Origin of the sequence: Chryseobacterium sp. S0630 (assembly GCF_024158915.1) — a bacterium.
GTDB lineage: Bacteria > Bacteroidota > Bacteroidia > Flavobacteriales > Weeksellaceae > Chryseobacterium.
In genome coordinates this window covers 66,260-90,076 of record NZ_JAMZGF010000009.1, presented here as the reverse complement: position 1 = coordinate 90,076, position 23,817 = coordinate 66,260, and the positions used below count along the sequence as shown (strand labels likewise).

Here is a 23,817-nt window from a genome sequence, read left to right as displayed (position 1 = left end):
AAAAGATAGAAATTTATTAAGCACTGTGCATGAATTTTTGTCTGTCCAATAGTACTTCTTCGGTTTCCCTGTGATCAGGATCATCTATACAACAGTCTACAGGGCATACAGCTTTACATTGAGGCTCTTCATGAAAACCTTTACATTCCGTACATTTTCCGGATACGATATAATACACTTCATCTGAGACCACCGGATGGTAGGCATCAGCATCACCTTCTGTGCCGTCGGGGAATGTAATATGTCCTGAAAGCTTGGTTTTGTCTTTCCAGCGCCAGTCGATAGCACCTTCGTAAATGGCTGAGTTGGGGCATTCAGGTTCGCAGGCTCCACAGTTGATACAGGCATCTGTTATTTTTATAGCCATATTGTTTGAATTTAAAGGGTTTAAAAAAGGGATTTCTTCAACGTTGAATGGTTTGGAAATCCCCGCTAAACTTAATTACAGCAGTTCAACACTGTTCTTTGAAAATAAGCAGCATAAAGTGTGCTAATTTTTATTTTTAACTCATTAATCTGCAGCAATTTCTACCGACAGCCCATCCATTTGAGCTGTAAGATGAATCTGGCAGGCTAATCTGCTTGTAGCCTTGGAGGTAAATAGTTCTGATAATAACGCCTCTTCAATATCATTTTTTTCAGGAAGAGCAGATGTTTCACTCAAAACAAAGCAATGACAGGTGGCACACATAGCCATACCTCCACACATGGCTTCCATAGGTAATTCATAAGCTTTGCAGATATCTTTAAGGGTAAGCCCCATTTCTAAAGGGCATAGCAAAGTGTGTGTAGTACCGCTTTGGTCAATAACAGTAATGGTAATCTCGTTCTCCATAATCCTTAGTCAATAGTGGCTACTACCTGTTTTTCTGCTTGTTTTTTTGTTCCGTCAAAACCTTCGATTCCACTTACCGTAGTATATTTTAAGACAAATTTTTTATTCGGATTAAGACGCTGATAAATACTTTGGCAGGCAATGGCCGCTTCATGGAATCCGCACAGGATCAGTTTCATTTTATAAGGATACGTATTAATATCACCTACGGCATAAACTCCGGGAATATTGGTTTGAAAATCGGTGCTGTTGTCTACTTTTATGGCATTCTTTTCCAGCTCAATTCCCCATTCTGCCAGAGGTCCCAGCCTTGGAACCAATCCGAAAAGAGGAATAAAATAATCTGTTTTAATAGACTGTATTGAACCTTCTTTTTCAACCAGAATTTCCTTCAAATAATCCTCTCCATTTAATCCTACTACTTCTGCAGGAGTAATCAGATTGATTTTGCCTTCCTGTTTTAATTTTTTCACTTTTTCAACAGAATCCAGCGCGCCACGGAATTCATTTCTTCTGTGAATAAGAGTAAGAGAGGAAGCTATCTCAGCAAGATGAATAGTCCAGTCCAGCGCTGAATCTCCACCTCCGGCAATCACTACATGTTTTCCGGCATAGTCTTCCGGATTTTTGATAAAATAATTAACTCCACGCTCTTCAAAAGCTGAAATATTTTCAATAGGCGGTTTTTTAGGCTCAAAACTTCCCAGTCCTCCGGCAATAATAACGGCTTTTGCTCGGTGTTTTGTTCCTTTATCGGTAATGACTTCAAAAAGATTCTCTTCCAGTTTGAGAAGATGTATGGCTGTTTCATTAAAGGTAAAGCCTGGTTCAAACTGTTTGATCTGTTCATAAAGGTTATCAATGAGTTCTCCGGCAAGTACACTTGGAAATCCGGGAATGTCAAAAATAGGTTTCTTGGGATATAATTCTGATAACTGGCCTCCCATCTGTGGCAATGCATCGATAATATGGCATCGCATTTTGAGAAGGCCGGCTTCAAATACCGTAAATAACCCTGCAGGGCCGGCACCAATGATCAGTATATCTGTTTCTATCATGTTATGAATGGTTTATAGTCGTTTTTTCTATTTTTTTAGAGGTGGCAATGCTGATAAGCTTATCAAACTTACCGGAATAGAGCTCCGAAATTTGCGTAGATGGGTCAGCTGCGAATAATGATGATCTGACAATCGGAACGCTGAATGGCAATGGCCAGGCACGCAATGATTTGGCAATAGAATCCATGGCATTGATTCCCTGCATAGCCTGCAGACCATCTGCCCAGCATACCAAACCCACAGTTTTATCCGTAAGATAAGGTTCGTATCTGTTGGCAGTTACTTCAAGCCAGTCCAGACAGTTTTTCATCACTCCAGGAATACTTCCGTGGTAAAGAGGAGCCAGCCAGATATGCAAATCAGCATCAGTAAACATCTGAGTCATACGTTCTACAGCCAAAGGAGTTTTGGTAAGGGTAACATCAAATAAAGGAATACCGGAATCAGCAAGCGTAAAAATATCAGTCTGAATTCCCAGTGTTTTCAGACGTTCTGAAAAATAATCTGAAATCAGTCCGGAAGTAGATAATGCCCTTCTTTCCAGGGATCCGTTGAATATGATTGCTTTCATTTTTTTATTGTTTAAAAATTACTTTGGGTAATCCTATCTCACCGTACATCAGTGTTTTTACCAGAGGTTTTAATAATCCTGCTGCTAATAAATACAAAGCAGGATCATGACTGGTGCTTGCCCGGACAACCACTTTCTGATTTTTATATTGTTTAAGGTCAGCGTAAATGAGACGTCGTTTCCAGAGATCGAGCAATATTGTTTCTGCGTTGTTTAAATCTACATAAGAAGCATAGGGAGACAGTTTTTCCATAATGAGCATGTAAGCCCACGGGGGAATGATGGCATCTGTAGAGCAGATAATTCCCACTGCTTTTTCATTGTATATAGAAAAATCCACCACAGCAATTGATTCCTTAAATTCTTTCTCCTTCACAATCATTCCCATAAAAAGATGATCTTTGATATCCAGTTCTACAATTTCCGTAGTGGGTTTGTATTCTGAAAGGTCAAGGGCAATAATACCCGAAGCCTTTGCTTTATTGATAAAATTTTCCTCAGTCATAGTTTGTTTATATTCAGTATTATTTATCTTACTTTTGACAAAGCTTCTTCATATTTTCTTTCAACGGCAGACCAATCCAGTACAGACCAGAAAGCATCAAGGTAATCTGCACGTTTATTCTGATAATTCAAGTAATAAGCATGCTCCCAAACGTCTATTCCAAGAATCGGAAAACCTCTGTTTGTGGGAAGAATATCCATCATCGGATTATCCTGATTAGGAGTAGAGCTGATGGCCAGAGATCCGTTGAACTTTACAAATAACCATACCCATCCGGAACCGAACTGTGACAAACCTGTTTTTTTCATTTCTGCTTTTAGATTGTCAATACTCCCGAAAGTGGCTGTAAGATCGTCATGAAGCATTCCTTCAGGAAGAAGTTTAGGTTGAGGAGAAAGAATTTCCCAGAATAAAGAATGGTTATAGTGGCCGCCCCCATTATTTCTTATAGCCGGACTGTATTCGCTAATTCTTTGCAATAAGGAATCCAGATCAGGATTCGTTTCGTTGGTTTGCGCCAAAGCATTATTCAGATTATCTACATAAGCCTGATGATGCTTTTGATGGTGAATCGTCATTGTTTCTTTATCTATAAATGGTGCTAAGGCATCGTAAGCATAAGGTAATTGTGGTAATGTAAATGGGTTCATCGTCTTTATTTTTTTGATTACTATGTGACAAAGGTAGAAATATATTTCAATAAAACAACTTATTGGTTGTTTTATTGATTTTTGGATTTGAATAAATAAAGTGTTGTAAATCTTTGTTTTAAGCTTATTTTTTTAAGGTTATAGAAAATGACTATATTTGTTGTTGAAAAATAAAACAACCTAAATATTGTCAAATGAAGAAGCCGGCAGCAGATCGTATTCTGATGTTTTTAAAGATGAGAGGTGAAGCCACCTCACTTCTTATTGCTGAAGAATTGTCGATCACTAAAGAAGGCGCAAGAAAACACTTGCTCAACCTTGCTCAGGAAGGATTGATCCGGTCTTCGGTGAAGAGCGAAGGAGTGGGCCGTCCATCTACGTATTATACGCTTACAGAGAAGGGGTTATCTCAGTTTCCTGATACTCATGCAGATGTCACAGTTCAGATTTTGAAATCAGTGAAAAATCTTTTGGGTGAAAATGCTTTGGAATTATTGATCAGTGACCGGGAAAAAAACACCCATGACCGGTATGAAAAGCTACTTTCTAAGACAAAATCTCTGGAACAGCGTCTTGAATCCCTTTCAAAAGTCCGTAGTGATGAAGGGTATATGGCAGAATGGAAAAAAGAAGGTGAAGATTATTTTCTGATTGAAAACCATTGTCCGATATGTGCTGCTGCAACCGAATGTCAGGGCTTCTGCCGTGCTGAATTATCCAATTTCCAATCTCTGATAGGGAAGGAGTATAAAGTGGAAAGAGTAGATCACATCATTTCAGGTGGACAGCGCTGTGTATATAAAATCAGCCAATAATTCATCATCCATAACTCATCATTTATCATTAAAAAAATGACTTTAAAAGCAGTAATATTTGACATGGACGGTGTTCTGATAGACTCAGAACAATTCTGGACTCAGGCAGAACTGGATGTATTTTCATCCTATGGAGTGCAGGTTACAGATGATCTTGCGGCACAAACTAAATATATGACCACTCAGGAAGTGACAGAATTCTGGTATGAAAGATTCCCATGGGAAAATTTTGATTCCTCTGACTTGGAAAATAAAGTGGTTACAAGAGTGATCGAAATGATTCAGGATCAAGACTGCACAATGTCCGGTGTACAGGAGTTTATTAAAAATCTTAAGAATAAAGAATATAAAATAGGGCTGGCTACCAATGCTCCTTTGCGTGTAGCCCATGTGGTTCTTGAAAAACTTCAGGTTCGTGATTTGTTTGATACCGTTCATTCATCAGAGTTTGAAACTCAGGGAAAACCTCATCCGGCCGTGTATCTTACTTCTGCAAAAAATATGGGAATTTCCCCGGAGCACTGTATTGCTATTGAAGACAGTCAGTCAGGATTAAAAGCAGCAAAAGAGGCTGGAATGCAGACTGTAATCTTCACCAATAATGATGCAAGCATAGATTCAAATCTTGCCGATTTTAAAATCCTGGACTTTAATACTGGTTTTCTGCCGATCTTTAGTGAATAATGAATTGTCAATCCGCTTCGCTGTGAATTTTATATGATGTTGTAAAAATTGACTATTGACTGTGAAGCAAATTGACCATTGACTTTAAAAGTGAAAGGTGAATAGTGAATCCGCTTCGCTGTGAATTTTATATGATGTTGTAAAAATTGACTATTGACTGTGAAGCAAATTGACCATTGACTTTAAAAGTGAAAGGTGAATAGTGAATCCGCTTCGTTGTGAATTTTGATAATGGGTGTAAAAAATTGACGATTGACTGCGAAGCAAATTGACCATTGACATATCCTCAAATCCCGCACCCCCATCAATACCCCGTCAAAACCTCCATCAATAACAGAATAGAAACCAGCTTTTTAGAAGACTTATACTCCGGATTCAGTTGTTCACGGATTTCTCCCAAAGCTTTGCTTAGTTTATTGCTCACGGTTTTGTTGCTGATTCCCAGTGCTTCTGCTGTTTCATTGACCGACATATTTTTCCTGATTCTCATATCGTAGACCTGCTGCTCTGTTGAGGGAAGTTGAGCAACCACCTCATCAATCATAGATAACAAAGCAGAAATTTCATTTTCCTCAAGAATCTCAAAATAATCTGAATCTGCCATTTCAATTTCATTAGGAATATCAAACTCGTCAATACTCAGAGTAGGAGGGGCTTTTTTATAGCTGTTATAAAAATCAATAATCCGGTAGTGAAGATGACGGAGAAGATAGCCTTTGGCACTTTCTGTATCATCGGTTTGTATCACGTCTGTATTTTCAAGAATCTTCATCCATAAGTTCTGGAGAATTTCTTCAGAGACTTCTTTATCCCGTGTCCGTACAAAAACAAAGCGATATAGACTATCCCAGTATCGGTCATACAGCAGCATAAATGCAGGACGGTCGCCTGATTTTATTTTCTTTAATAATGTATAGTCTGTTGGGCTCATATTGTGATACAAAATTACCTAAAGGAAAATTAACTTTTTGTGAACTTTGGGTGTGATAAGATTAAATATTTCTGAAAAACAGAACTCAAATGTGACGTTAATGTTGAGTAAATGTGAAATAGGATGAAAATTATTAACAATTTGGTTGTAATGTGAATATAACATTAAGAATGCTCCGGGGAAGTTTTTCATTTTCACTGTCTTATAGATAGAAGTATCTGTGAATACATGAAAGACCTTATGAAAAAACGTTTACCATATAAAAATATTGAAGCCTTTGTTTTCAGACTTTGGGAAAGGGAAGTTTTGGAAGACTCAATCTCTGAAAAAGAAAATGAACTTTTAAATCAATGGAAGAATCTTACAGAAAAAGATCTGGATATTCTTCATCTTAAAGAATCCAAAGAAAGAGTATTATCCGGACTGGAACATTACTTTCCTCAAACAGATAGTATTTCTATTTCATCTGTAAAAAGCTTTACAATACATCTCTATAAAATAGCTGCAGTTATTATTCTGCTTTTATCATTGGGCGGAATATTTACCTACACCATGTTCATTAAGCCTGATGTATATATTGCAAAATCCGGAAACCGTATTGTTCATCTTGAAGACGGATCTGTAGTTACTCTTTTGCCAGGCGCTGTACTGACTGTAGAAAAATCTTTTCCTGCGTCTACCAGAGTGGTGGATTTAAAAGGAGATGCAATTTTCTCTGTGGCAAAATCTAAAACACATCCTTTTATCGTTCGTGCAGATGGCTTCAGTACCAAAGTATTGGGAACGGTATTTAAAATCTCACAATCAGGGAAGAATAAAGCTGTGGATCTGTATGAAGGCAAGGTAGCGGTATCCTCTCCTGGAGTTGCGGTTTCTTTCCTTACACCGAATCAGAAGTGGACCAATTTCGGAATTGCCCATACTACAGCGGTTATTTCATTGAAGCCTGTAAAAAATTCAGCAAACAAAGCTCCTGCAATATTGTCTTTGAGCTTTAACGATGTTCCTTTAAAAGAAGTAGTAGCAGTCCTGGAAAGTAATTACACTACAACGGTTCTGTATCCTAAAGAATCTGAAAATAAAAAGATTACTGCCGATTTTACCGGTGGAACTGTTGGCGAAAATATTGAATCCCTTGCCTTTATTCTGGGATTGGAAGTACAGAAAAAAGAAAACACCTATATCCTTAAGAAATAAATCATTATTCAAAAAAAATTAAATAATCATAATCAAGAGAACACTATTAAGTATGAAAAGTTTGAAATGTGGGATTACCATAGCAGCCTTATTTTTTACTGTAGCCGCAGAAGCTCAGGAGCTGGTTCAGAAAGTAACATTTTCTGTACCTGCCAACAGACCGTTGATTGAAGTTTTGGAAGAATTTGCCGGAAAAACGGGAATGAGACTGGCTTATTCCAAGGTTGATATTAAAGAGCTGAAGGTAAAAGGAGTGAAATGTGAAAATACTTCTGTCAACAACTGTCTGAAGGATATTACCAACGGACTTCCTATAGTGTACCGATTGCATGGTGATCTTATTTCGATAAAATATGAAAGCTCTGCTATTTCTGCATTGGGAAACGGACGAATTTCCGGTAAAATAGTGGATGAAGTAGGAAATCCCATTACCGGAGCAGAAGTTACTGTAGCTCAGAAAACAGTGGTCACTGATAATAACGGTGACTTTACCATAGATCTTCCCTCGGGAACTTATAATCTGACAATAAAAGCACCTAAATATAATACGCTGAGAGTTGAAAAATTATCTGTTACGAACAAAGAAACCAATGCTGTTTCATTTGCTTTAAACAAAGCTTCGGATAAAATTACAGACATCAAAGAAGTGGTAATTACGGCTGCCCGTAAAGCGGATACTCAGGCAGGACTTCTTGCCCAGCAGAAGAAAGCAGCGCAGATGAGTGATGGTATTTCGGCGGAACAGATTTCCAAAACACCGGACAGCGATGTAGGAGGAACTTTGAAAAGAGTAACAGGAATCACGACTATTGATAACAAGTATGTAGTAGTACGATCTATGGGAGAACGCTGGAACACTGCTGCCATGGACGGAATCAACCTTCCAAGTACGGAAGCTTATAACCAGAACTTTTCATTTGATATCATTCCTACAGCAATGGTAGAAAGTGTGGTGGTAAGCAAGTCTGCAACCCCGGATATGAACGCCAGTTTTGCAGGAGGCTATGTAGAAGTGAGAACGAAAGATATTCCCAATGAAAATTTTACAACCGTAACGTTGGGAACTTCTTATAATGACCAGTCGGCCTTCAAAGAATTTCTGACCCGTAAGCGTGGAAAGTATGATTATTTCGGATATGATGACGGTACAAGAGATTTTCCAAAAGGACTGGAGCCGATGAACTGGACAGATCCAAGGTTTTTTGAACAGTCCAGGCAGTTTACCAATGACAATTTCAGTACCTATAAAACCAGAGGTGACATGGGATCTAATATACAGCTGGCATTGGGAAGAACCTACGCGCTTAAAAACAATAATAAATGGGGATTTGCCGGAGCATTTGTCATCAGAAATGAGCAAAACAAACTGGATATTGACCATACCGGAAGGGGAAACTGGCTGGATACAACAGGAATGCCTGATGCGAACGGACAGATTCCGTTTTATAACTTCAAAAACAGTGGAGCTTCCTATAATTACAATTCAACGCTTGCAGGGATGTTAAATTTCGGTTTGCAGCTGGGAAAAAGCAGAATTTCATTCCGTAATTCATATACTCATATTTTTGATAATACCCTGACAAGAGTAACAGGTTGGAACGAATACTCAACGGGTAGTGGAATGGCTGCCAACGCTGAATTAGCCTATAATTATTTCTATAACGGAATTATTCCCAATAATGATCCCGTTCAGATCAAAAACTTAGACAGGCCTTATACTGATAATACCAATTACCCGATTTTTCAAACCTTTTTACAAAATAAACTGGAAGGAAACCATAAAATTGGAAATGCTGAGGTAAGTTGGTTTGCAGCCCGCACAGGAGTAGCTTCTGATACCAAAGATTACACTCAGTATATTACCAGATATGACTTTATCGGAAGGGAAATTCTGGCGTTTCATAAGATCTACAATTCCGGCGCAGATTTCTACAGAGGCTATATTGAAAACAGAGAAACAGATTACAACTATGGTGCTTCTGTGAAATGGGATATGGATGCAGGAAGTTTTAAAAATACCATTAAAGCCGGATATGCCGGAGCCATAAAAAACAATACCAACCAACAGCAGAAGTTTTTTCTTCGTGTTGACGAAAACCGGGACGTTCCCAATAGCGAGAAGAACTATTTGACGATGTATGGTTCGCTTGCTGGCTGGTTTGATGGTTCCCATTATGTTCCGGGTGGTATTGGCTGGGAAACCAGAGGACTCTATAAAAACGATAAGTATGAAGGAGAGGTTAATCAACAGGCTGCTTTTTTGATGTTTGATAACCGTTGGAAGAAACTCAGATTAGTATGGGGACTTCGTGCAGAATATTTTAAGTACGATCTGATTTCTCAGCAGCTGGATCCTTCCGATTCCAAATACATCGTGAGAGCAGCAATAGATGATAAACCATGGCAATGGATGCCTTCTGTGAATTTTACCTACAGTCCTACCAATAAAATCAATCTGAGACTTGCTTACAACAGATCTGTTATCCGTCCTCAGTTCAATGAAAGAACAGGACTTCCATATTTCGATCCGATAGCTAATGGTTTAATTTATAATACAGAAATGACATCCTCAGTCATTAATAATTATGATTTCAAATTTGAATGGTTTCCAGGGTTGGGAGAAATATTTTCTGCAGGATTGTATTATAAAAATATAGACCGGCCGATAGAACGTGAAGGTCATATTTCCAGTGAAGGAAATCTTTTCCTGTACAATGGAAATTCAAAAAATGCAAAACTGATAGGAGTGGAAGCTGAGGTAAGAAAAAGTTTAGGATTTATCGCCGACGGAACTTTTCTGGAAAAGCTTTTCATAAGTGGAAACTTCACTTATAACCATACAAAAGTAGTGGCTTTTAAAGACCTGTATAAAACGGGCGATAATGATGAAACCTATGAAGTAAAACGACCGCTGTACGGGCAGACTCCTTATGCCTACAATCTTGGACTGGTCTATGATGGAAACCGTTTTGGGATGAGTTTCCTATATAACGCTAAAGGAGACCAGTACATTACAGTAGGATATGCCTATAAAGGAGAGGAAATTCAGCGTCCTTATGCTGTAGCAGACGCTCAGATTTCATATAAATTCCTTCGTAACAAAAATTTTGAAGTGAAATTTAATGTAAGAAATCTTTTCAACAGAGTAAAGGAATATTATAACAACTTCAATTCTTATCTGGCTGCAAAAAACGGTGGCGGAAGTAACGTAGGGACAGAAAGAGAAGGCTGGGAGCTTCTTCCCGGAGCCACAGACAAGTATGATAAAAATATTGATAAGATTATGTTCCGGGCATATAGCGGAAGAATGTTCAGCCTAAGTGTGAATTATACTTTTTAATAATAAATACACCAGATACTACAGTATAGAAAGATATCTTAATTATAGAAGCGTACAGGTTTCGGGAACCTGATCAAAAACTGAAATAATACTGATGATGCGCACAGCAGTACAGTTCTGAAAAAACCGGACGTTAACATCTTTTCCCAGGCTTTAACGATTCTCATGGGAACGCCCGCAATGCAGTTCCTCCTGCAGCGATGGGATGAACACCAAAAAACAAATCGAAGGAATAGAGAGGAAGATATTCCTGAATATTAAAAAACTGATCTGGTATAAAAATAACACGACCGGATTGTACTAAAAATTATAACAATGAAAAGACTAACTCTAATTGCAGTGGCAGCATTATCTCTTACAGCTTGTCAAAATGATCAACTGGCAGATTCATCTTCTCCATTCGAAATGAAATCTACTTCTGCGGAGTACCTTACAGCTTCTGCGCTTCCGGTAACCAGCGTAAGCGGTGATATTACTTCAAATACTACATGGAGTGGGGTGGTTGAACTTAATGGAGTGGTAACGGTAAAAAATGGTGCTACATTAACAATCCAGCCTGGTACATTCATTAAAGCTAAGCCAAGCACAAACAATACAGCTACAGGAGTTTTGGTAATTTCTAAAACAGGAAAAATCAACGCTACAGGTACAGAAGCGCAACCAATAATTTTCACAAGCTACAAATTGTTAGATGGAAACGAAGATACAACTGCTGCTCCTGGTGACTTCGGTGGAGTTATCATATTAGGAGATGCTCCTACCAACACCCCTTTCACAAAAACAATTGAAGGATTATCTGGTCCTGATTTCTATTACGGAGGTACCAATGCTTCTCATAATGCAGGAACATTGAAGTATGTACGTATTGAATTTGCAGGGTACGACCTTTTAGCGCCAAACTCAGGAAATGAAATCAACGGTCTTACTTTAGGAGGTGTTGGAAACGGAACTACTTTGGATCATATTCAGGTATCTTTCGGGAAAGATGACTCTTTTGAATTCTTTGGAGGTACTGTAAACGCTTCAAACCTTGTTTCTTTTGCTGCAGATGATGATAACTTCGATTTCGATAACGGATATACAGGAACTATTACTTGTGCATTAGCTTTGGCAGATTATAACTCTACACACAGTCTTAGCGGATCAAGCCCTGATTCTAACGGTATCGAGCTTGATAACAACGCAGACGGTTCTTCTACTACATTGTTAACTCACCCGGTGATCAACAACCTTACTATCGTGGGGTCTAAGAATTCTACTAAAGGTGCTTTGTATGAAAACGGTATCCACATCAGAAGACACGGAAGATTAACATTAAATAACGCTGTCGTTACAGGTTACCCTGTAGGAATCAAAGTGGAAGGTACAGGTTCTGAACTTTCTTCAGCTTCAGCTTACAGCACAATCCAGGTTCACGGATTTACTACTTCTGTTACTGGTACAGGTACAGCAGGAATCCCTGCAGCTAACTTAGCGACTGGTACTCCTGCATCTCTATGGGGTATGAGCCAGCCTTTCTTCAACGAAGGTGGTTGGAACGTATCTCCAAGAAACTGTGGAAACTTCCAGGGGCTTTGGACAAAATACAATTTTTCTATTGTAGAATAATAAAAACTTTTAAAAAGCAGGGAACAGCACATGCTGATTCCTTGCTTTTACTTCAAAAACATTAATAATAAGTATTATGAAAAAAATAATTTTATCATCTGTTCTGTTTTTATCTCATCTGGCTGCAGCGCAGTCTCTGGTATGGGGGAATTCTTTTGATACACCTGCAGATCTTCAGGGATGGACCTTTCATGACCTGAACAACAATGGCAACGGATGGGTACAGGGGGAGAACATTTATCACAACGGAACTACCTTAACCTATGGAACCACAGGCGTTCTTCGCCATTCCATCAGTTTAGTACCAAGCGGAAGCGCCACTGGTTTTGCAACAGAAAATGACTGGGTCATTTCTCCTCAGATTGACCTTACGAACACTGTAGGTACTGTTACTTTGGCTGCAAATATCGGAAGACAGAGATCTACCCATACGATTGTTGCCAGAGAACTTTTTATCTATGTAAGTACACCGCAAAAAGAAGTTCCCACATTGGCGGATTTTCAGGCCATGACAGTAGATGCAGATGGTAATGATGTTCAAAGCCTTTATAAAATACAGGTAGGAGACTCAGCCAATCCATTTCCTGCTGATCTTACCCAGTTTGTACAATCCCTTGTAGATCTTTCTGCTTTCGCCGGGAAGAAAATCTATATCGGAATGTGGTCGAACAGAAAAGCAAGCGGAAATAATATCCAGAATATCAATATTGATGAAATAGGAATTTATGCTACGGAATTTTTAGGAACTAAAGATGTAAAAGGAAACAAAACACTCACACAAATAGCAGAAAATCCGGTAAGAGAATCTTTACAGCTGCAGCTTAACCCGGCATTGAAAGAAAATACAACTGTAGTCAATATTTACAATGCAGCAGGACAAAAAGTATTGACAACTCCATATGCTAAAGCGATTAATATGACTGGTATGATATCAGGAGCGTATATCGCTGAAATTACGGATGGAAAAACTACGGAAAGACTGAAATTTATTAAAAAATAATCATTCTGTCCCCTTAGAATCTGATTTTTAGAAACACCATGAAATTTTATATAAAATAATGGATAGTCTTTGAAAGAAGAGTATCCAGAATATATCCAACTAGTTTTTTTATAATTATATATTGCCCGGCTCATGGGCTGGGCAATATTTTTTAAGTTTTACAAGAAATAATTGAAAAAGATGAATAAAATCTTTGCATTACTACTGTTTTTTACTGCACTTTTTTCATGTACAGACAGCAATACAATGGAGTTGTTTGATAAAGTACAGAGACCCGGAGAGGTTAATATTAAAGGATTTTCAAAACCTGATGTCCTTCAGTTGAGGTTGAACGGACAGCCTGTATCTATAGCCGGAAAAACGTCCTATACCAATAAAATTGAAACCCAGCTTCAGTTTGTTCTGGATCAGGGAGAAACCAATAAACTGTCTGTTTATAACAATGAAACAGGCGCTGAAATTGCAAAATACAATATTACATATGACAATATAAATGATTATAAAGACCTCTATTTCTTTAATCTTCCGGGAATTTACCTGCAGACCTATGCGGTAAAACCTCAGGTTAATCTCGGGAAAGTAGGTTTTGAATTTATTTTTCCCAACCTGGGAGAATTTTCCGGAACTTCTCTGAAAGATGTAAAGGGAATTTTGAAAAGAGAAAACGGAGTAGTGCTTGCCGAGTTTGATAATATAGGAAAGGACAACTTTACTGCAGTGAAAATCTATAGTTTCTTCAGCTCGACAGCTCCTATATATCTTGAATTATACAAACCGGGAACTACAGAGCCTTACTCTGGATCTAAAATGATTCAGGTGAAATTAAAACAACACACGGGCGCCAATATGATTGTCCTTCAGGAAAAAATGGAAAATGGAGAATGGGTAGTGAAAGGAGATATTGACGTAACAGAATATCTGTAATTGTATATGAATAGCTTTTTAAAACTTCAATGCATTGCCATCGCAGTCTTTCTCATTTCGTGTACCAATAATAATGACGAAAGCACACCTGTTTTTCCGGAAGGAAGTACAGCATCTGTGAATCTATGGGTTCAGGACAGTATGAAACGGTATTATTATTGGGCAGATGAGATGCCCGTAAAACCGGATTATCAGCTTCCTGTAAAAGATTTTTTCAAAAGTCTGTTGTCTTCCAAGGATCGGTTTTCTTTCATGGTGAATACGGAAGATTCCTCTTCGTATCCGCGTTCAATAAGAAATATGTACGGTTTTGATTATACGGTGGTTCAACTTGGCAATAATGAGGTTGTTACGGTGGTAAAGCTGGTGCTTCAGAATTCTCCTGCTTTTAATTCGGGACTGGAAAGAGGAATGATCATTACCAAAGTGAATGGAAAAGTAATGACAGCTGCAAATGCCGAAGCAATGGCTTCATCCATTAAAGACCAGACGGTTGTAGACCTTACCGTTGGAAAGTGGCAAAACGGAGGCGTTGCGGAGGAAAAAAACATCACGGTTTACTATGGTTTCTCTTTTGAACAGCCTGTTTTATCTAAAATTTTTGAAAAAAACGGTAAAAAAACAGGATATCTGTACATCTATGATTTTCCAGACGGGATGGCTCAAACGCTATATCAGAAGTTTGGTGAATTGAAATCCGCCGGAGTGAAGGAATTAATTCTGGATCTTCGATACAATTATGGAGGTTCGGTATCATCTGCCGCAGCACTTTGTTCCCTGATTCCTTCAGGATTATCATCCGGTTCACCCTTCATCATTTTTAAAGGAAATAAAAACGGAGGTGAAGTAAAAAGAACATTTGCGCAACAGATTGCTTACGATTCCAAAGCTTTGGATTTTACAATTTTGCGAGCCAATGCATTGGGATTGCAGAAAGTTTTTATCCTCACATCAAACAGTACAGCATCTGCGGCCGAAATTGTAGTGAATAACCTGAAACCTTATATGCAGGTCATTCAGCTGGGAGATACTACGCTGGGGAAAGATATGGCAGGATTTGTGGTGGAAGACAAGCGTAAACCGAGAAAAATTTCCTGGCAGATTCATCCGGTGATCTATAAAGTCTTTAATGCCAACGGAGCCGGGGAATACAGCAATGGAATTTCACCACAGGTGCTCGTCAATGAATTCGCAGGACTTCCATTATTACCTTTGGGTGATCCTAATGAAACGCTTATTTCTTCTGCTCTTAACGGAGGATATTTCAAATCTGAAGGCCAGGAAAAGAACGGAAGCGTTACAATTCTCTATCAGAGTGATGTGCCTCCGGTGATGATGGAGAAATAGAATTTGAAGCGAAAATGCAGTAATATTTTTAAACCATTAAGAAGTTTGAAGAATTAAAGTATAGTTAAGATCAATTCTGATTTTAAGTTAAAGCGAAGCTTGATCTTAATAATCTTAACACTTTAATACAATCTTAATGGTTCAAGAAAAAATTAAAAGGTTTATCTAATAATAAAAAATAATATCGAATAGTAAAAGGTTAAAACCTTTTTGCCCTTTTACCTGTTCAGGAACACCATAAAACCACAAAATCATGCAGGGAATAGAACCGAAACTTCACATGAACCTGACCAGCCGTATTGAATATTACCGTCTGCTGATAGAAGCTGCAGAAGACCCTGAAAGCCAGCCTTCAGATGTGATTACTCAGATTTCAGAACTGGGTCATCTGTATGAGGAATATCTTCTGAACAAGAAAAATCTGGAGAACAGCATTAAAAACTATCGGGAATATCATAACAGTTTAAGAAAGAAACTGACGTCAAGACTGCGGGAGTTGAGAAGAAAAGCAAGACAGAAATAAGGTATGGAATATACTTTATCGATTAATTTTACTTTGAAATTCATACCTTTATGACATCAAGCTGAAGGATGAAGGGCTTATGAATTTTAATCAAACAGAACTTTCCGGTTATTTACAAATATTTTGGCAGTTTTCCTGGCCACAATGGATTATATTCAGTCTGATCGCTAATATCTTCCTATATCTGTTTTCTATAGGGTTGTATATTTTTATCGAAAAAACTTGCCCTAAAAGTCAGTTGCAGGAAAAAAATCATCCTGTTACCCAATCTGACTTTTATCTTAGTCTGCTTACTATAGCATGTAACAGCTTTGTAATGCTTCTGGGAGCTTTCTTATGGAAAAACGGATGGATAGTGCTGGGACAAACAGAATCTGTAATTGGGATAATAGCGGAAGTGGCTGTTTTACTTCTCTTAATGGATCTTCTGATGTATTTGTTTCATTATTCAGCACATTTACCTTTTATCTACAAAGTTTTGCATGGAAAACATCATGAACATATCAGTACCAATTTTTTGAGCCTTTTTGTTCTGCATCCTTTTGAAACCATAGGATTTGGACTGATGATGCTGGTTTTACTTATAGGTTATGATTTTTCTGTGATTTCCATTTCAGTTTATCTTTTGCTTAATCTCATCTGGGGAACGATAGGGCATCTGAACAGAGAGTTTTTTCCGGCTTCTTTTGACCGTTTCTTTGTAGGAACAACCAGGTTTCATAATCAGCATCATTTGGATGAAAGTAAAAACTTTGGGTTTTATACTTCTATCTGGGACAGGCTATTTGGGACATATAAATAGAAGGGATATTACAATTTTAGCTGATTCAGTACTTTGTCCAGCAGGTAATTAAAATTTTTCAATTCTTTAGAAGTGAGTATAGAAGCTGTCTGGTGGGTGATCGCCTTACGGAAGGTTTCCGAATTATCTATAATAAACCTTCCTTTGTCCGTTACTGAAAGATTGAATTTCCGGTGATCTGTTTTCTCCTGTTCCCGGACAATGAAATTTTGGTCGATCAGAAATTTTAGTTGTTTTGAAATGGCTGCCTGGCTAATGTTGAAAGCTATTGATATTTCTCTTCCAGTAGCTGTCCCTTTCCTCATAATAAATTCAATAATATTATAATGAGCAGCAGTTACTCCGTTAATATCACCCCGGTTCATATGAGCCAGAATAAGGCACTGGAAATCAGTAAATGTGTTAAAGAATTCTTTTTCAATGGGTTTCATGAGAATTATACTTAACTTAGTTAATTATTAACAAAGTTAAATATTTTTATCATGGAAAATATAGAAATTACCAATGCCCGGCAGAATAATCTCAAAAATATTTCCATAAAAATTCCGAAATACAAGATTGTGGTTTTTACGGGAGTATCAGGATCCGGGAAGTCATCACTGGTTTTTGAAACCATCGGGGCCGAAGCACAGAGACAGATCAATGAAACCCAAAACAGTTTTATCAGAAACCGCCTGCAGCATTATGGTTTGCCGGATGTAGATAAAATTGAAAATCTTAATGTTCCTATCATCATCAATCAAAAAAGGCTAGGAGGAAATGCCAGATCTACCGTGGGAACAGCAGCGGATGTGTCTGCTTCTCTGAGGTTATTGTTTTCGAGAATGGGAGAGCCTTTTGTAGGATATTCTAATGTATTTTCATTTAACCATCCTCAGGGAATGTGCCCCGAATGTGAGGGATTAGGTTTTGTTCAAACTTTGAATGTGAATGTTTTAATTGATCGTGAAAAATCTTTACACGAAGGTGCCGTCCGGTTTCCAACTTTTCAACCCGGAGGATGGCGCTTAACAAGATATACTTTGTCAGGTTATTTCGATAATGATAAAAAACTAAAGGATTTCAGCGATAAAGAATGGGAAACTCTGTTGTATGCACCGGAACATAAACCGAAACATCCTCATAAAGAATGGGGAAAAACAGTAAAATATGAAGGAATTGTTCCAAGGATTGAAAAAGCATTTCTGAAAAAAGATTCAAAAGAAAATATAACAAGAAAAGATGCCCTGAAACATGTCGTTATCACCAAAACATGTCCTTCATGCAGTGGAAAACGTCTGAATGAAAAAATCTTATCCTGTAAAATTCAGGGAATGAATATAGCAGAGTGTATGGCGCTCTCTGTAGATGAATTGTTGGAATTTATTAACTCTCTGGATTCCGATAGGTATGAAGTTGTCATCAAAGAACTTTCCGCAAAGCTACAGAATATCATTACGATAGGATTGCAGTATCTGACTCTGGACAGAAGTACGAATACGCTTTCCGGAGGAGAATCTCAGCGTATAAAAATGGTTCGTAGTCTGGGAAACAGCCTGATAGACCTTTTATATATATTTGATGAGCCAAGTATCGGCCTTCATCCAAAAGATCTGCAAAATATTATCACCATTATACAGCAGATCAGAGATAAAGGAAATTCGGTTTTAATCGTGGAGCATGATCCGGATCTGATTAAAATGGCAGATCGGGTGATTGATATAGGCCCTGGTTCAGGAAGAAATGGAGGAGAGGTAGTGTATAACGGGACATTTAAAAATTTAAAAAAATCGGCAGGTAAAACAGGCTCTTATTTTGCTGAAAAGCCAAGTGTAAAGCAAACATTCAGAAAGCCTGACGATTATCTGGAAATTAAAAATGCCAACAGGTATAATCTTAAAAATGTGAATGTAAATATTCCGACTGGAATAATGACGGTAGTAACAGGTGTGGCAGGATCTGGCAAAAGTACCCTGATTAATCGTATTCTGCCAGAACTTTATCCTGATGTGACCATTATTGATCAATCCCTATTTGCAGCAAGTGCCCGTTCCAATTTACTTACTTATCTGGGAATATCAGATATTGTGCGTAAGCTTTTTGCACAATCTAATCATGTTTCAGACAAACTGTTCAGTAGAAATAGTGAAGGAGCCTGTAAAAACTGTAATGGATTGGGAATAGAAAAAATTGACCTTGCTTTTTTGGATGATATTGAGCAACCATGTGAGGTTTGCGGCGGATCGGGATTTGAGCCAAATGTATTGAAATATACATATAACGGAAAAACAATTGTAGAAGTTATGAATATGACGGTTTCTGAGGCAGTTGTTTTTTTTAAGGAAGAATTTGTTCTCAAAAATTTTGATCTGCTGATACAATTAGGTCTTGATTATCTGACATTAGGACAAAGACTGGATAGCTTTTCCGGAGGTGAAAGGCAACGTCTGAAACTAACAAGAGAATTGAAAAACACTAATCAGATTATTATTCTTGATGAACCGAGTACCGGGCTGCATCCAAGTGATACCCAGAAGTTGTTGACATTTTTTAACGGTCTTGTAGATCAGAAGAATACATTGATTGTTATAGAACACAATCTTGATATTATTTCGCAGGCAGACTGGATTATTGATATGGGCCCCGGTGCGGGGAAATTTGGCGGTGAAGTATTGTTTGAAGGAACTCCGCCGGAGCTATTGAAAAACAAAATATCATATACCGCGGAGTTTCTGAGGAAACATGTGGAATAGAAAAGTAGTGTTAAAAACTCAAAATAAAGCTGCAGAGCTGCTTACGACGCTTAAGAATAAAACTTTTGCTTCATCAGTTGATTGAAAATCAACTCTTTCTTTGCACCCTTAAAATATTAGATCATTTAAAATAACCTTTGCGTAAAAAACTTTAAGATCATAAACCATTAAGAAGAATGAAAAAATGAAGAGTATTAAGATGAGCAGCCTGTCATTGCGAACCAAAGGTGAAGCAATCTCATCAATGACAGATCAACTTAATACTCTTAAAACCTTATCAACCTTAATGGTTTAAAGATTATTTTTTATTACCTGCTTTCATCGCAGATTGTATAGCTTTTTCAACCATTCTCCAGTCGTAAAAGTGGAATATCCTACCATTACTCATGGCAACAAAAACTCCTTTTGGAAATTTCGGTCCCAAGTTAACATTGGTCACTTCAGATCCATCACTTTCCAGTGTAGAAACCGGAATTTCTGCTATTCTTCCTTTTGATTGGTCTTCTCTTAAATAGACATTGAAGGTATCATTCTGCTGATTTGAAACCAGAATATATCCTTTCCCTTTAGCAGTAGGATAGATCGAAATTCCTTCCACGTCAGATTTAAAATCTCCTTTCCCGAAAACGGATAACTCTTCATTGCCTTTCTCCGGATCAGCATAATATTTATGAACTCCAAACTGCTCATCCGAATAATAGATATAGCCCATTTCGTCATCTACAGCAATGCTTTCAATCTCTTTCAGACCACTGTATTTCCCGAATTTACGCACAACTTCTCCTGTGACAGACCCATTTTTCTCAGAAAGTTTATATTGCCAAAGGTAGCCTTCACTTGGACCAGATTTTCTTCCGGCAATCACAAATATATCTCCGGTTTCCGGATTTTTATACATTGAAACTCCCATCGGACCACGTTCAGTTTCTCCGTCAAATACTGAAATTTCTCCCACTTCTTTCAGTTCAGGGAGCGAGAATAATTTTACTTTGTTGGTTTCTCTTTCAGTGACTGCAGCGATATCAGTTTTCTTTCCATTTAAAATAAAACCATATTCAAGATCAACATTGTTGGGACGTTTCAACCCTAACACTTTATTGATGATTTTCCCGTTAAGATCAAAAGCATACAATCCGCCATCAGTATCTTTATCTGTTCCGATGATAATACTTTTGGAAGCATCCTGAGGATTGATCCATATGGCAGGATCATCCGTATCATGAACCACCGTTTCTGTAATAACGGTAGGTTTTAATCTTTCTATAACTTCTTTCTGCCCTGTACAGTTGATCACAAAAGGAAGAACTGAAAGAGCCAATATATAATGTATGTTTTTCATGTGTATTTTAAAAATCAAATTTCACTCCCATGGTAAACCTTGGTCTGTAATATTCAGCCTGAGCGGTTCTGCTCTGGATTCCCTGGTAGTACCTTAACGGTTGATTGGTCAGATTATTGGCTTCCGCAAAAATTCTCAGCTGACTTGTAATCTTGTAAGAAGCATTGGCATCAAGGAAAAACTGTTTGTCGTAATAACGGTCATCAAATGCCTTGCCACCAAGTTCATCAATATAATGAGAGGCATAGTTCATGGAAATTCTGGCTGAGAAACGTTTGTTTTCCCATGAAAGCGATCCGTTGAACATGTGAGGAGCAGCTCCCGGAAGCCCTACATCTGTTCTTTCCACTCCATCTTCATTGGTAATTCCTTTTGCTTTGGATTTAGTGTATGTATAGTTCACATAAACCCCAAGTCCTTTCCAGAAAGCTCCGGGAATGAAATCAAGCTGTCTTTGTAAAGCGACTTCAAATCCATAAATATCTACATTGTCACCATTACGTTGCTGGGTAAATTTCCAGTTGCTTTCTCCGGCAGGAATAGGGTTGGTTTGCCCTGCAAAATCATTGGCAAAGTCATTCGCAGTATAATTTCTTTTCGAATAGGTATAAATGAAATCGTTCAGGTTTTTATAGAAAATACCTCCGGAAAGAATCCCTACAGACTTGAAATATTTCTCAGCCATGAAATCAAAATTGTAGGCATAGGTTGCTTTCAGATTCGGATTTCCGGCTGCAACAATTTCATCTTCTGAAATAACATTCAAATAAGGAACCAATGAGTAATAATTCGGACGGGCTAGAGCCGTAGTAAATGCTGCACGAAGTACAAGATCCTGCATCGGAACGTATTTAAAGGAGATATTCGGAAGTACGTTTGTATACGTATTGGTATTGTTGATTTGTCCTACCAGATCCTTCTCATTCATCACATAGTTTCCGGTATAATCAATTTGAGTGGTTTCAATACGTGCCCCAACGATCATCGATAGTTTATCATTGAAGTCCTGATCCCAACGGATGTAACCTGCATAGATCTGCTCCTTTGCATTGTAGTTACTGGAAAGGTATTTTTCAGGTTTCAGCTTACCATTAAACAGACTTGGATTGAATAAATCTAATCCTCCGAGAAAAGAAGGATCAACAAAAGTTCCCGGAACATAATTTCCCGGCTGGAAGTTTTCGCCATTAAGATGTATGGTAGGTACTGATAAAAGACTTCCCATACTGTTGACCGGAGTAAAAGCATAGAAATCATTCTCTCTTTCCTTTTTCTTCAAACGCATGCGGAAACCGGTACGAAGACGTCCTTTTTGCCCATCAATCACGGAAAATGGAAAACGTACATTCACTTTGGCACCAAGCTCTTTCTCTTGTGTAAAGTTATTGGCATCAGAAAGATCACTCAGTTTATAGCTCCCTAAATTATCTGCTGCCAGCAAATTGAACATTGGTTTTTCAGGATTACTAAGGTCTGGAGCAAAATTCATCTTGCTGTTTTCAAATTCTATATAACGCTGATGAGGCTTATCCTCACTTGCGATAGCATAGTTTACGGACCAGTCCAAATCCACTTTGGAACCCAATAAATGTTCTCCTCTCAAAGCATAGTTCTGAACTTTCTGCTTTTCCAGGCGGGTGTTATCGTTATCGGCATCACCTCCTTTATTCTGTCTTGTGATGCTGCCTTTCCAGTCTGTAATCTCAGTTTCATCAGCATTATAGACAGGTTTTATTTTATATCCTAAAGCAAATCTGGTTTCCTTATCATTCCTGAAGTTGTACATCGCAGAAGCGTAGATCTTGTTTTTAGAATTGAATTCATAATCCATATTAAGATCAAAACTATGTCTGATACGGTGTTCATTATAATAGCGTACTCCCATTTTGCTTACATAAACCGTTTGGGCAAGATCATTGGCCTGGCTCCATACAGGTTCTATATTGTCTGAACCAAAATTGTTGTTATTATAGGAAAAGCTGAATACAGCGCCTAGTTTTTTATCCAAAAACCTGTTTCCATAGACAAATCCGGCGGTATAATTTCCTTTTTCACGGATGGGGTTGTATCCTCCGGCAACGGTGGCAGAAATCCTTTGTCCGTTCGGGGAAGCTCTGGTAATAAGGTTTACAGAACCTCCGATAGCATCGGCATCCATATCCGGAGTTAAAGTCTTATTAACTTCAATGGTAGAAATCATATCGGACGGAATCAGGTCCATCTGGACATTACGGTTATCTCCTTCAGCAGACGGAATTCTGTCACCATTCAAAGTAACCGAATTAAGATTAGGAGCAAGGCCTCTGATGATAAGGTTTCTGGCTTCACCCTGATCATTCTGTATGGTAATTCCCGGAACACGCTTCAGTGCATCTCCAATATTGGCATCAGGAAAACGTCCGATCTGATCAGAAGAAATCACATTGGTAATATTGGCGTTATTTTTTTGCTTGTTTAAAGCTCTCGCCTGATTTTTTAAAGTAGAACCCGATACCACAATGGCAGCAATTGACGTTTCTTTCCTGTCGAAGATAATATTCTGACGGGTATTTTTTTCTGGCTCTACTGTTACATTATATTCATGTACTCCATAACCCAGATAATCAATCTTCATGGTATAACTTCCCGGAGGAACATTGAGAAATACAAAGTTTCCATGTTCATCCGAGGTAGTATAGATATTTCCCGGGCTTAGAGATATTTTGGCTCCAGGCAGGGCAATTTTAGAATCGTCATTGAGGTTTCCGGAAAGAGATCCGGTTTGTGCATAGAAAAAAATAGAGGCACAAAATAAAACGGATGTAAAAATTTTTTTCACTTTTCTTAGTTTTAGATAAAAATCAGAGCAAAATTAAACGTCCGTTTGGAAAAAGAGTTGAAGAGAAAATTAAGGTTTTCTTAAGAATTGTTAATATAGAAGGTGAAAGATAAAAGATGAAAGATGAAAGATTTTGTT

General features: G+C 38.0%; 21 protein-coding genes. 11 read left to right on the top strand and 10 right to left on the bottom strand.

Annotated features, from left to right (window positions below; all coding sequences use genetic code 11):
• Positions 1–16: 16 nt before the first annotated feature.
• The 6 genes from NK356_RS06410 to NK356_RS06385 form a co-directional block, all read right to left on the bottom strand.
• A complete protein-coding gene (locus tag NK356_RS06410) occupies positions 17–367 on the bottom strand; it encodes a 4Fe-4S dicluster domain-containing protein (protein ID WP_253316513.1) in 351 nt (116 codons plus the stop codon).
• Positions 368–511: 144 nt separating this feature from the next.
• A complete protein-coding gene (locus NK356_RS06405; protein WP_034698697.1) occupies positions 512–835 on the bottom strand; it encodes a 2Fe-2S iron-sulfur cluster-binding protein in 324 nt (107 codons plus the stop codon).
• Between the two features lie 5 nt (positions 836–840).
• A complete protein-coding gene (locus NK356_RS06400; RefSeq protein ID WP_034698695.1) occupies positions 841–1,893 on the bottom strand; it encodes an NAD(P)/FAD-dependent oxidoreductase in 1,053 nt (350 codons plus the stop codon).
• Position 1,894: 1 nt separating this feature from the next.
• Entirely contained in the window at positions 1,895–2,464 is a 570-nt protein-coding gene (locus tag NK356_RS06395) for an NADPH-dependent FMN reductase (protein WP_034698693.1), read from the bottom strand.
• A gap of 4 nt (positions 2,465–2,468) precedes the next feature.
• Positions 2,469–2,969 (bottom strand): DUF2480 family protein, encoded by a 501-nt coding sequence (locus tag NK356_RS06390; RefSeq protein WP_034698691.1) that lies wholly within the window; start codon positions 2,967–2,969, stop codon positions 2,469–2,471.
• A 23-nt stretch (positions 2,970–2,992) separates the two neighbouring features.
• Entirely contained in the window at positions 2,993–3,619 is a 627-nt protein-coding gene (locus NK356_RS06385) for a superoxide dismutase (protein WP_034698689.1), read from the bottom strand.
• A 194-nt stretch (positions 3,620–3,813) separates the two neighbouring features.
• On the opposite strand from NK356_RS06385, the gene NK356_RS06380 reads away from it, so the two are divergent.
• Complete coding sequence (locus NK356_RS06380) at positions 3,814–4,434, top strand: metalloregulator ArsR/SmtB family transcription factor (RefSeq protein ID WP_034698686.1); 621 nt, start codon at positions 3,814–3,816, stop codon at positions 4,432–4,434.
• Positions 4,435–4,470: 36 nt separating this feature from the next.
• Complete coding sequence (hxpB, locus tag NK356_RS06375; protein WP_253316512.1) at positions 4,471–5,118, top strand: hexitol phosphatase HxpB; 648 nt, start codon at positions 4,471–4,473, stop codon at positions 5,116–5,118.
• Positions 5,119–5,422: 304 nt separating this feature from the next.
• Here hxpB and NK356_RS06370 read toward each other — a convergent pair whose 3' ends face one another.
• Positions 5,423–6,049, bottom strand: coding sequence for an RNA polymerase sigma factor (locus tag NK356_RS06370; protein ID WP_253316511.1), 627 nt, complete (start codon positions 6,047–6,049; stop codon positions 5,423–5,425).
• 240 nt (positions 6,050–6,289) lie between these two features.
• Between NK356_RS06370 and NK356_RS06365 the strand changes: the two genes are divergently transcribed.
• The 8 genes from NK356_RS06365 (at position 6,290) to NK356_RS06330 (ending at position 16,790) form a co-directional block, all read left to right on the top strand.
• Complete coding sequence (locus NK356_RS06365) at positions 6,290–7,246, top strand: FecR family protein (RefSeq protein ID WP_253316510.1); 957 nt, start codon at positions 6,290–6,292, stop codon at positions 7,244–7,246.
• A 52-nt stretch (positions 7,247–7,298) separates the two neighbouring features.
• Positions 7,299–10,586: a TonB-dependent receptor gene (locus NK356_RS06360; protein ID WP_051934564.1), complete on the top strand. Its 3,288-nt coding sequence runs from the start codon at positions 7,299–7,301 to the stop codon at positions 10,584–10,586.
• Between the two features lie 315 nt (positions 10,587–10,901).
• Positions 10,902–12,194: a hypothetical protein gene (locus NK356_RS06355; RefSeq protein WP_034698675.1), complete on the top strand. Its 1,293-nt coding sequence runs from the start codon at positions 10,902–10,904 to the stop codon at positions 12,192–12,194.
• A 76-nt stretch (positions 12,195–12,270) separates the two neighbouring features.
• Entirely contained in the window at positions 12,271–13,194 is a 924-nt protein-coding gene (locus NK356_RS06350; RefSeq protein WP_253316509.1) for a T9SS type A sorting domain-containing protein, read from the top strand.
• A gap of 180 nt (positions 13,195–13,374) precedes the next feature.
• Positions 13,375–14,118, top strand: a complete 744-nt coding sequence (locus NK356_RS06345) for a hypothetical protein (RefSeq protein WP_253316508.1) — start codon at positions 13,375–13,377, stop codon at positions 14,116–14,118.
• Between the two features lie 6 nt (positions 14,119–14,124).
• Positions 14,125–15,465: a S41 family peptidase gene (locus tag NK356_RS06340; protein ID WP_253316507.1), complete on the top strand. Its 1,341-nt coding sequence runs from the start codon at positions 14,125–14,127 to the stop codon at positions 15,463–15,465.
• 253 nt (positions 15,466–15,718) lie between these two features.
• Positions 15,719–15,988 (top strand): hypothetical protein, encoded by a 270-nt coding sequence (locus tag NK356_RS06335; RefSeq protein ID WP_253316506.1) that lies wholly within the window; start codon positions 15,719–15,721, stop codon positions 15,986–15,988.
• A gap of 79 nt (positions 15,989–16,067) precedes the next feature.
• A complete protein-coding gene (locus NK356_RS06330; RefSeq protein WP_253316505.1) occupies positions 16,068–16,790 on the top strand; it encodes a sterol desaturase family protein in 723 nt (240 codons plus the stop codon).
• An 8-nt stretch (positions 16,791–16,798) separates the two neighbouring features.
• On the opposite strand, the gene NK356_RS06325 is transcribed toward NK356_RS06330, so the two are convergent.
• The gene (locus NK356_RS06325) at positions 16,799–17,221 is read right to left on the bottom strand and encodes a MarR family winged helix-turn-helix transcriptional regulator (RefSeq protein ID WP_253316504.1); all 423 of its coding nucleotides are present in this window, start codon (positions 17,219–17,221) and stop codon (positions 16,799–16,801) included.
• A gap of 51 nt (positions 17,222–17,272) precedes the next feature.
• Between NK356_RS06325 and NK356_RS06320 the strand changes: the two genes are divergently transcribed.
• Positions 17,273–19,522 carry an excinuclease ABC subunit UvrA gene (locus NK356_RS06320; RefSeq protein WP_253316503.1) on the top strand — a complete coding sequence of 750 codons (2,250 nt, stop codon included), beginning with the start codon at positions 17,273–17,275 and terminating at the stop codon, positions 19,520–19,522.
• A gap of 298 nt (positions 19,523–19,820) precedes the next feature.
• Here NK356_RS06320 and NK356_RS06315 read toward each other — a convergent pair whose 3' ends face one another.
• Together NK356_RS06315 and NK356_RS06310 are read right to left on the bottom strand one after the other, a co-directional pair.
• A complete protein-coding gene (locus tag NK356_RS06315) occupies positions 19,821–20,861 on the bottom strand; it encodes a phytase (protein ID WP_253316502.1) in 1,041 nt (346 codons plus the stop codon).
• 7 nt (positions 20,862–20,868) lie between these two features.
• Positions 20,869–23,679, bottom strand: a complete 2,811-nt coding sequence (locus tag NK356_RS06310; protein ID WP_253316501.1) for a TonB-dependent receptor — start codon at positions 23,677–23,679, stop codon at positions 20,869–20,871.
• Positions 23,680–23,817: the final 138 nt, after the last annotated feature.

What these genes read in the sequence shown, in the direction of transcription:
- NK356_RS06320 (WP_253316503.1), top strand. Translation starts at nt 17,273, where the DNA reads ATGGAAAATATAGAAATTACCAATGCCCGGCAGAATAATCTCAAAAAT.
- NK356_RS06395 (WP_034698693.1), bottom strand. Translation starts at nt 2,464, where the DNA reads ATGAAAGCAATCATATTCAACGGATCCCTGGAAAGAAGGGCATTATCT.
- NK356_RS06340 (WP_253316507.1), top strand. Translation starts at nt 14,125, where the DNA reads ATGAATAGCTTTTTAAAACTTCAATGCATTGCCATCGCAGTCTTTCTC.
- NK356_RS06360 (WP_051934564.1), top strand. Translation starts at nt 7,299, where the DNA reads ATGAAAAGTTTGAAATGTGGGATTACCATAGCAGCCTTATTTTTTACT.
- NK356_RS06405 (WP_034698697.1), bottom strand. Translation starts at nt 835, where the DNA reads ATGGAGAACGAGATTACCATTACTGTTATTGACCAAAGCGGTACTACA.
- NK356_RS06380 (WP_034698686.1), top strand. Translation starts at nt 3,814, where the DNA reads ATGAAGAAGCCGGCAGCAGATCGTATTCTGATGTTTTTAAAGATGAGA.
- NK356_RS06345 (WP_253316508.1), top strand. Translation starts at nt 13,375, where the DNA reads ATGAATAAAATCTTTGCATTACTACTGTTTTTTACTGCACTTTTTTCA.
- hxpB (WP_253316512.1), top strand. Translation starts at nt 4,471, where the DNA reads ATGACTTTAAAAGCAGTAATATTTGACATGGACGGTGTTCTGATAGAC.
- NK356_RS06385 (WP_034698689.1), bottom strand. Translation starts at nt 3,619, where the DNA reads ATGAACCCATTTACATTACCACAATTACCTTATGCTTACGATGCCTTA.
- NK356_RS06365 (WP_253316510.1), top strand. Translation starts at nt 6,290, where the DNA reads ATGAAAAAACGTTTACCATATAAAAATATTGAAGCCTTTGTTTTCAGA.
- NK356_RS06390 (WP_034698691.1), bottom strand. Translation starts at nt 2,969, where the DNA reads ATGACTGAGGAAAATTTTATCAATAAAGCAAAGGCTTCGGGTATTATT.
- NK356_RS06400 (WP_034698695.1), bottom strand. Translation starts at nt 1,893, where the DNA reads ATGATAGAAACAGATATACTGATCATTGGTGCCGGCCCTGCAGGGTTA.
- NK356_RS06315 (WP_253316502.1), bottom strand. Translation starts at nt 20,861, where the DNA reads ATGAAAAACATACATTATATATTGGCTCTTTCAGTTCTTCCTTTTGTG.
- NK356_RS06350 (WP_253316509.1), top strand. Translation starts at nt 12,271, where the DNA reads ATGAAAAAAATAATTTTATCATCTGTTCTGTTTTTATCTCATCTGGCT.
- NK356_RS06410 (WP_253316513.1), bottom strand. Translation starts at nt 367, where the DNA reads ATGGCTATAAAAATAACAGATGCCTGTATCAACTGTGGAGCCTGCGAA.
- NK356_RS06355 (WP_034698675.1), top strand. Translation starts at nt 10,902, where the DNA reads ATGAAAAGACTAACTCTAATTGCAGTGGCAGCATTATCTCTTACAGCT.
- NK356_RS06370 (WP_253316511.1), bottom strand. Translation starts at nt 6,049, where the DNA reads ATGAGCCCAACAGACTATACATTATTAAAGAAAATAAAATCAGGCGAC.
- NK356_RS06330 (WP_253316505.1), top strand. Translation starts at nt 16,068, where the DNA reads ATGAATTTTAATCAAACAGAACTTTCCGGTTATTTACAAATATTTTGG.
- NK356_RS06325 (WP_253316504.1), bottom strand. Translation starts at nt 17,221, where the DNA reads ATGAAACCCATTGAAAAAGAATTCTTTAACACATTTACTGATTTCCAG.
- NK356_RS06335 (WP_253316506.1), top strand. Translation starts at nt 15,719, where the DNA reads ATGCAGGGAATAGAACCGAAACTTCACATGAACCTGACCAGCCGTATT.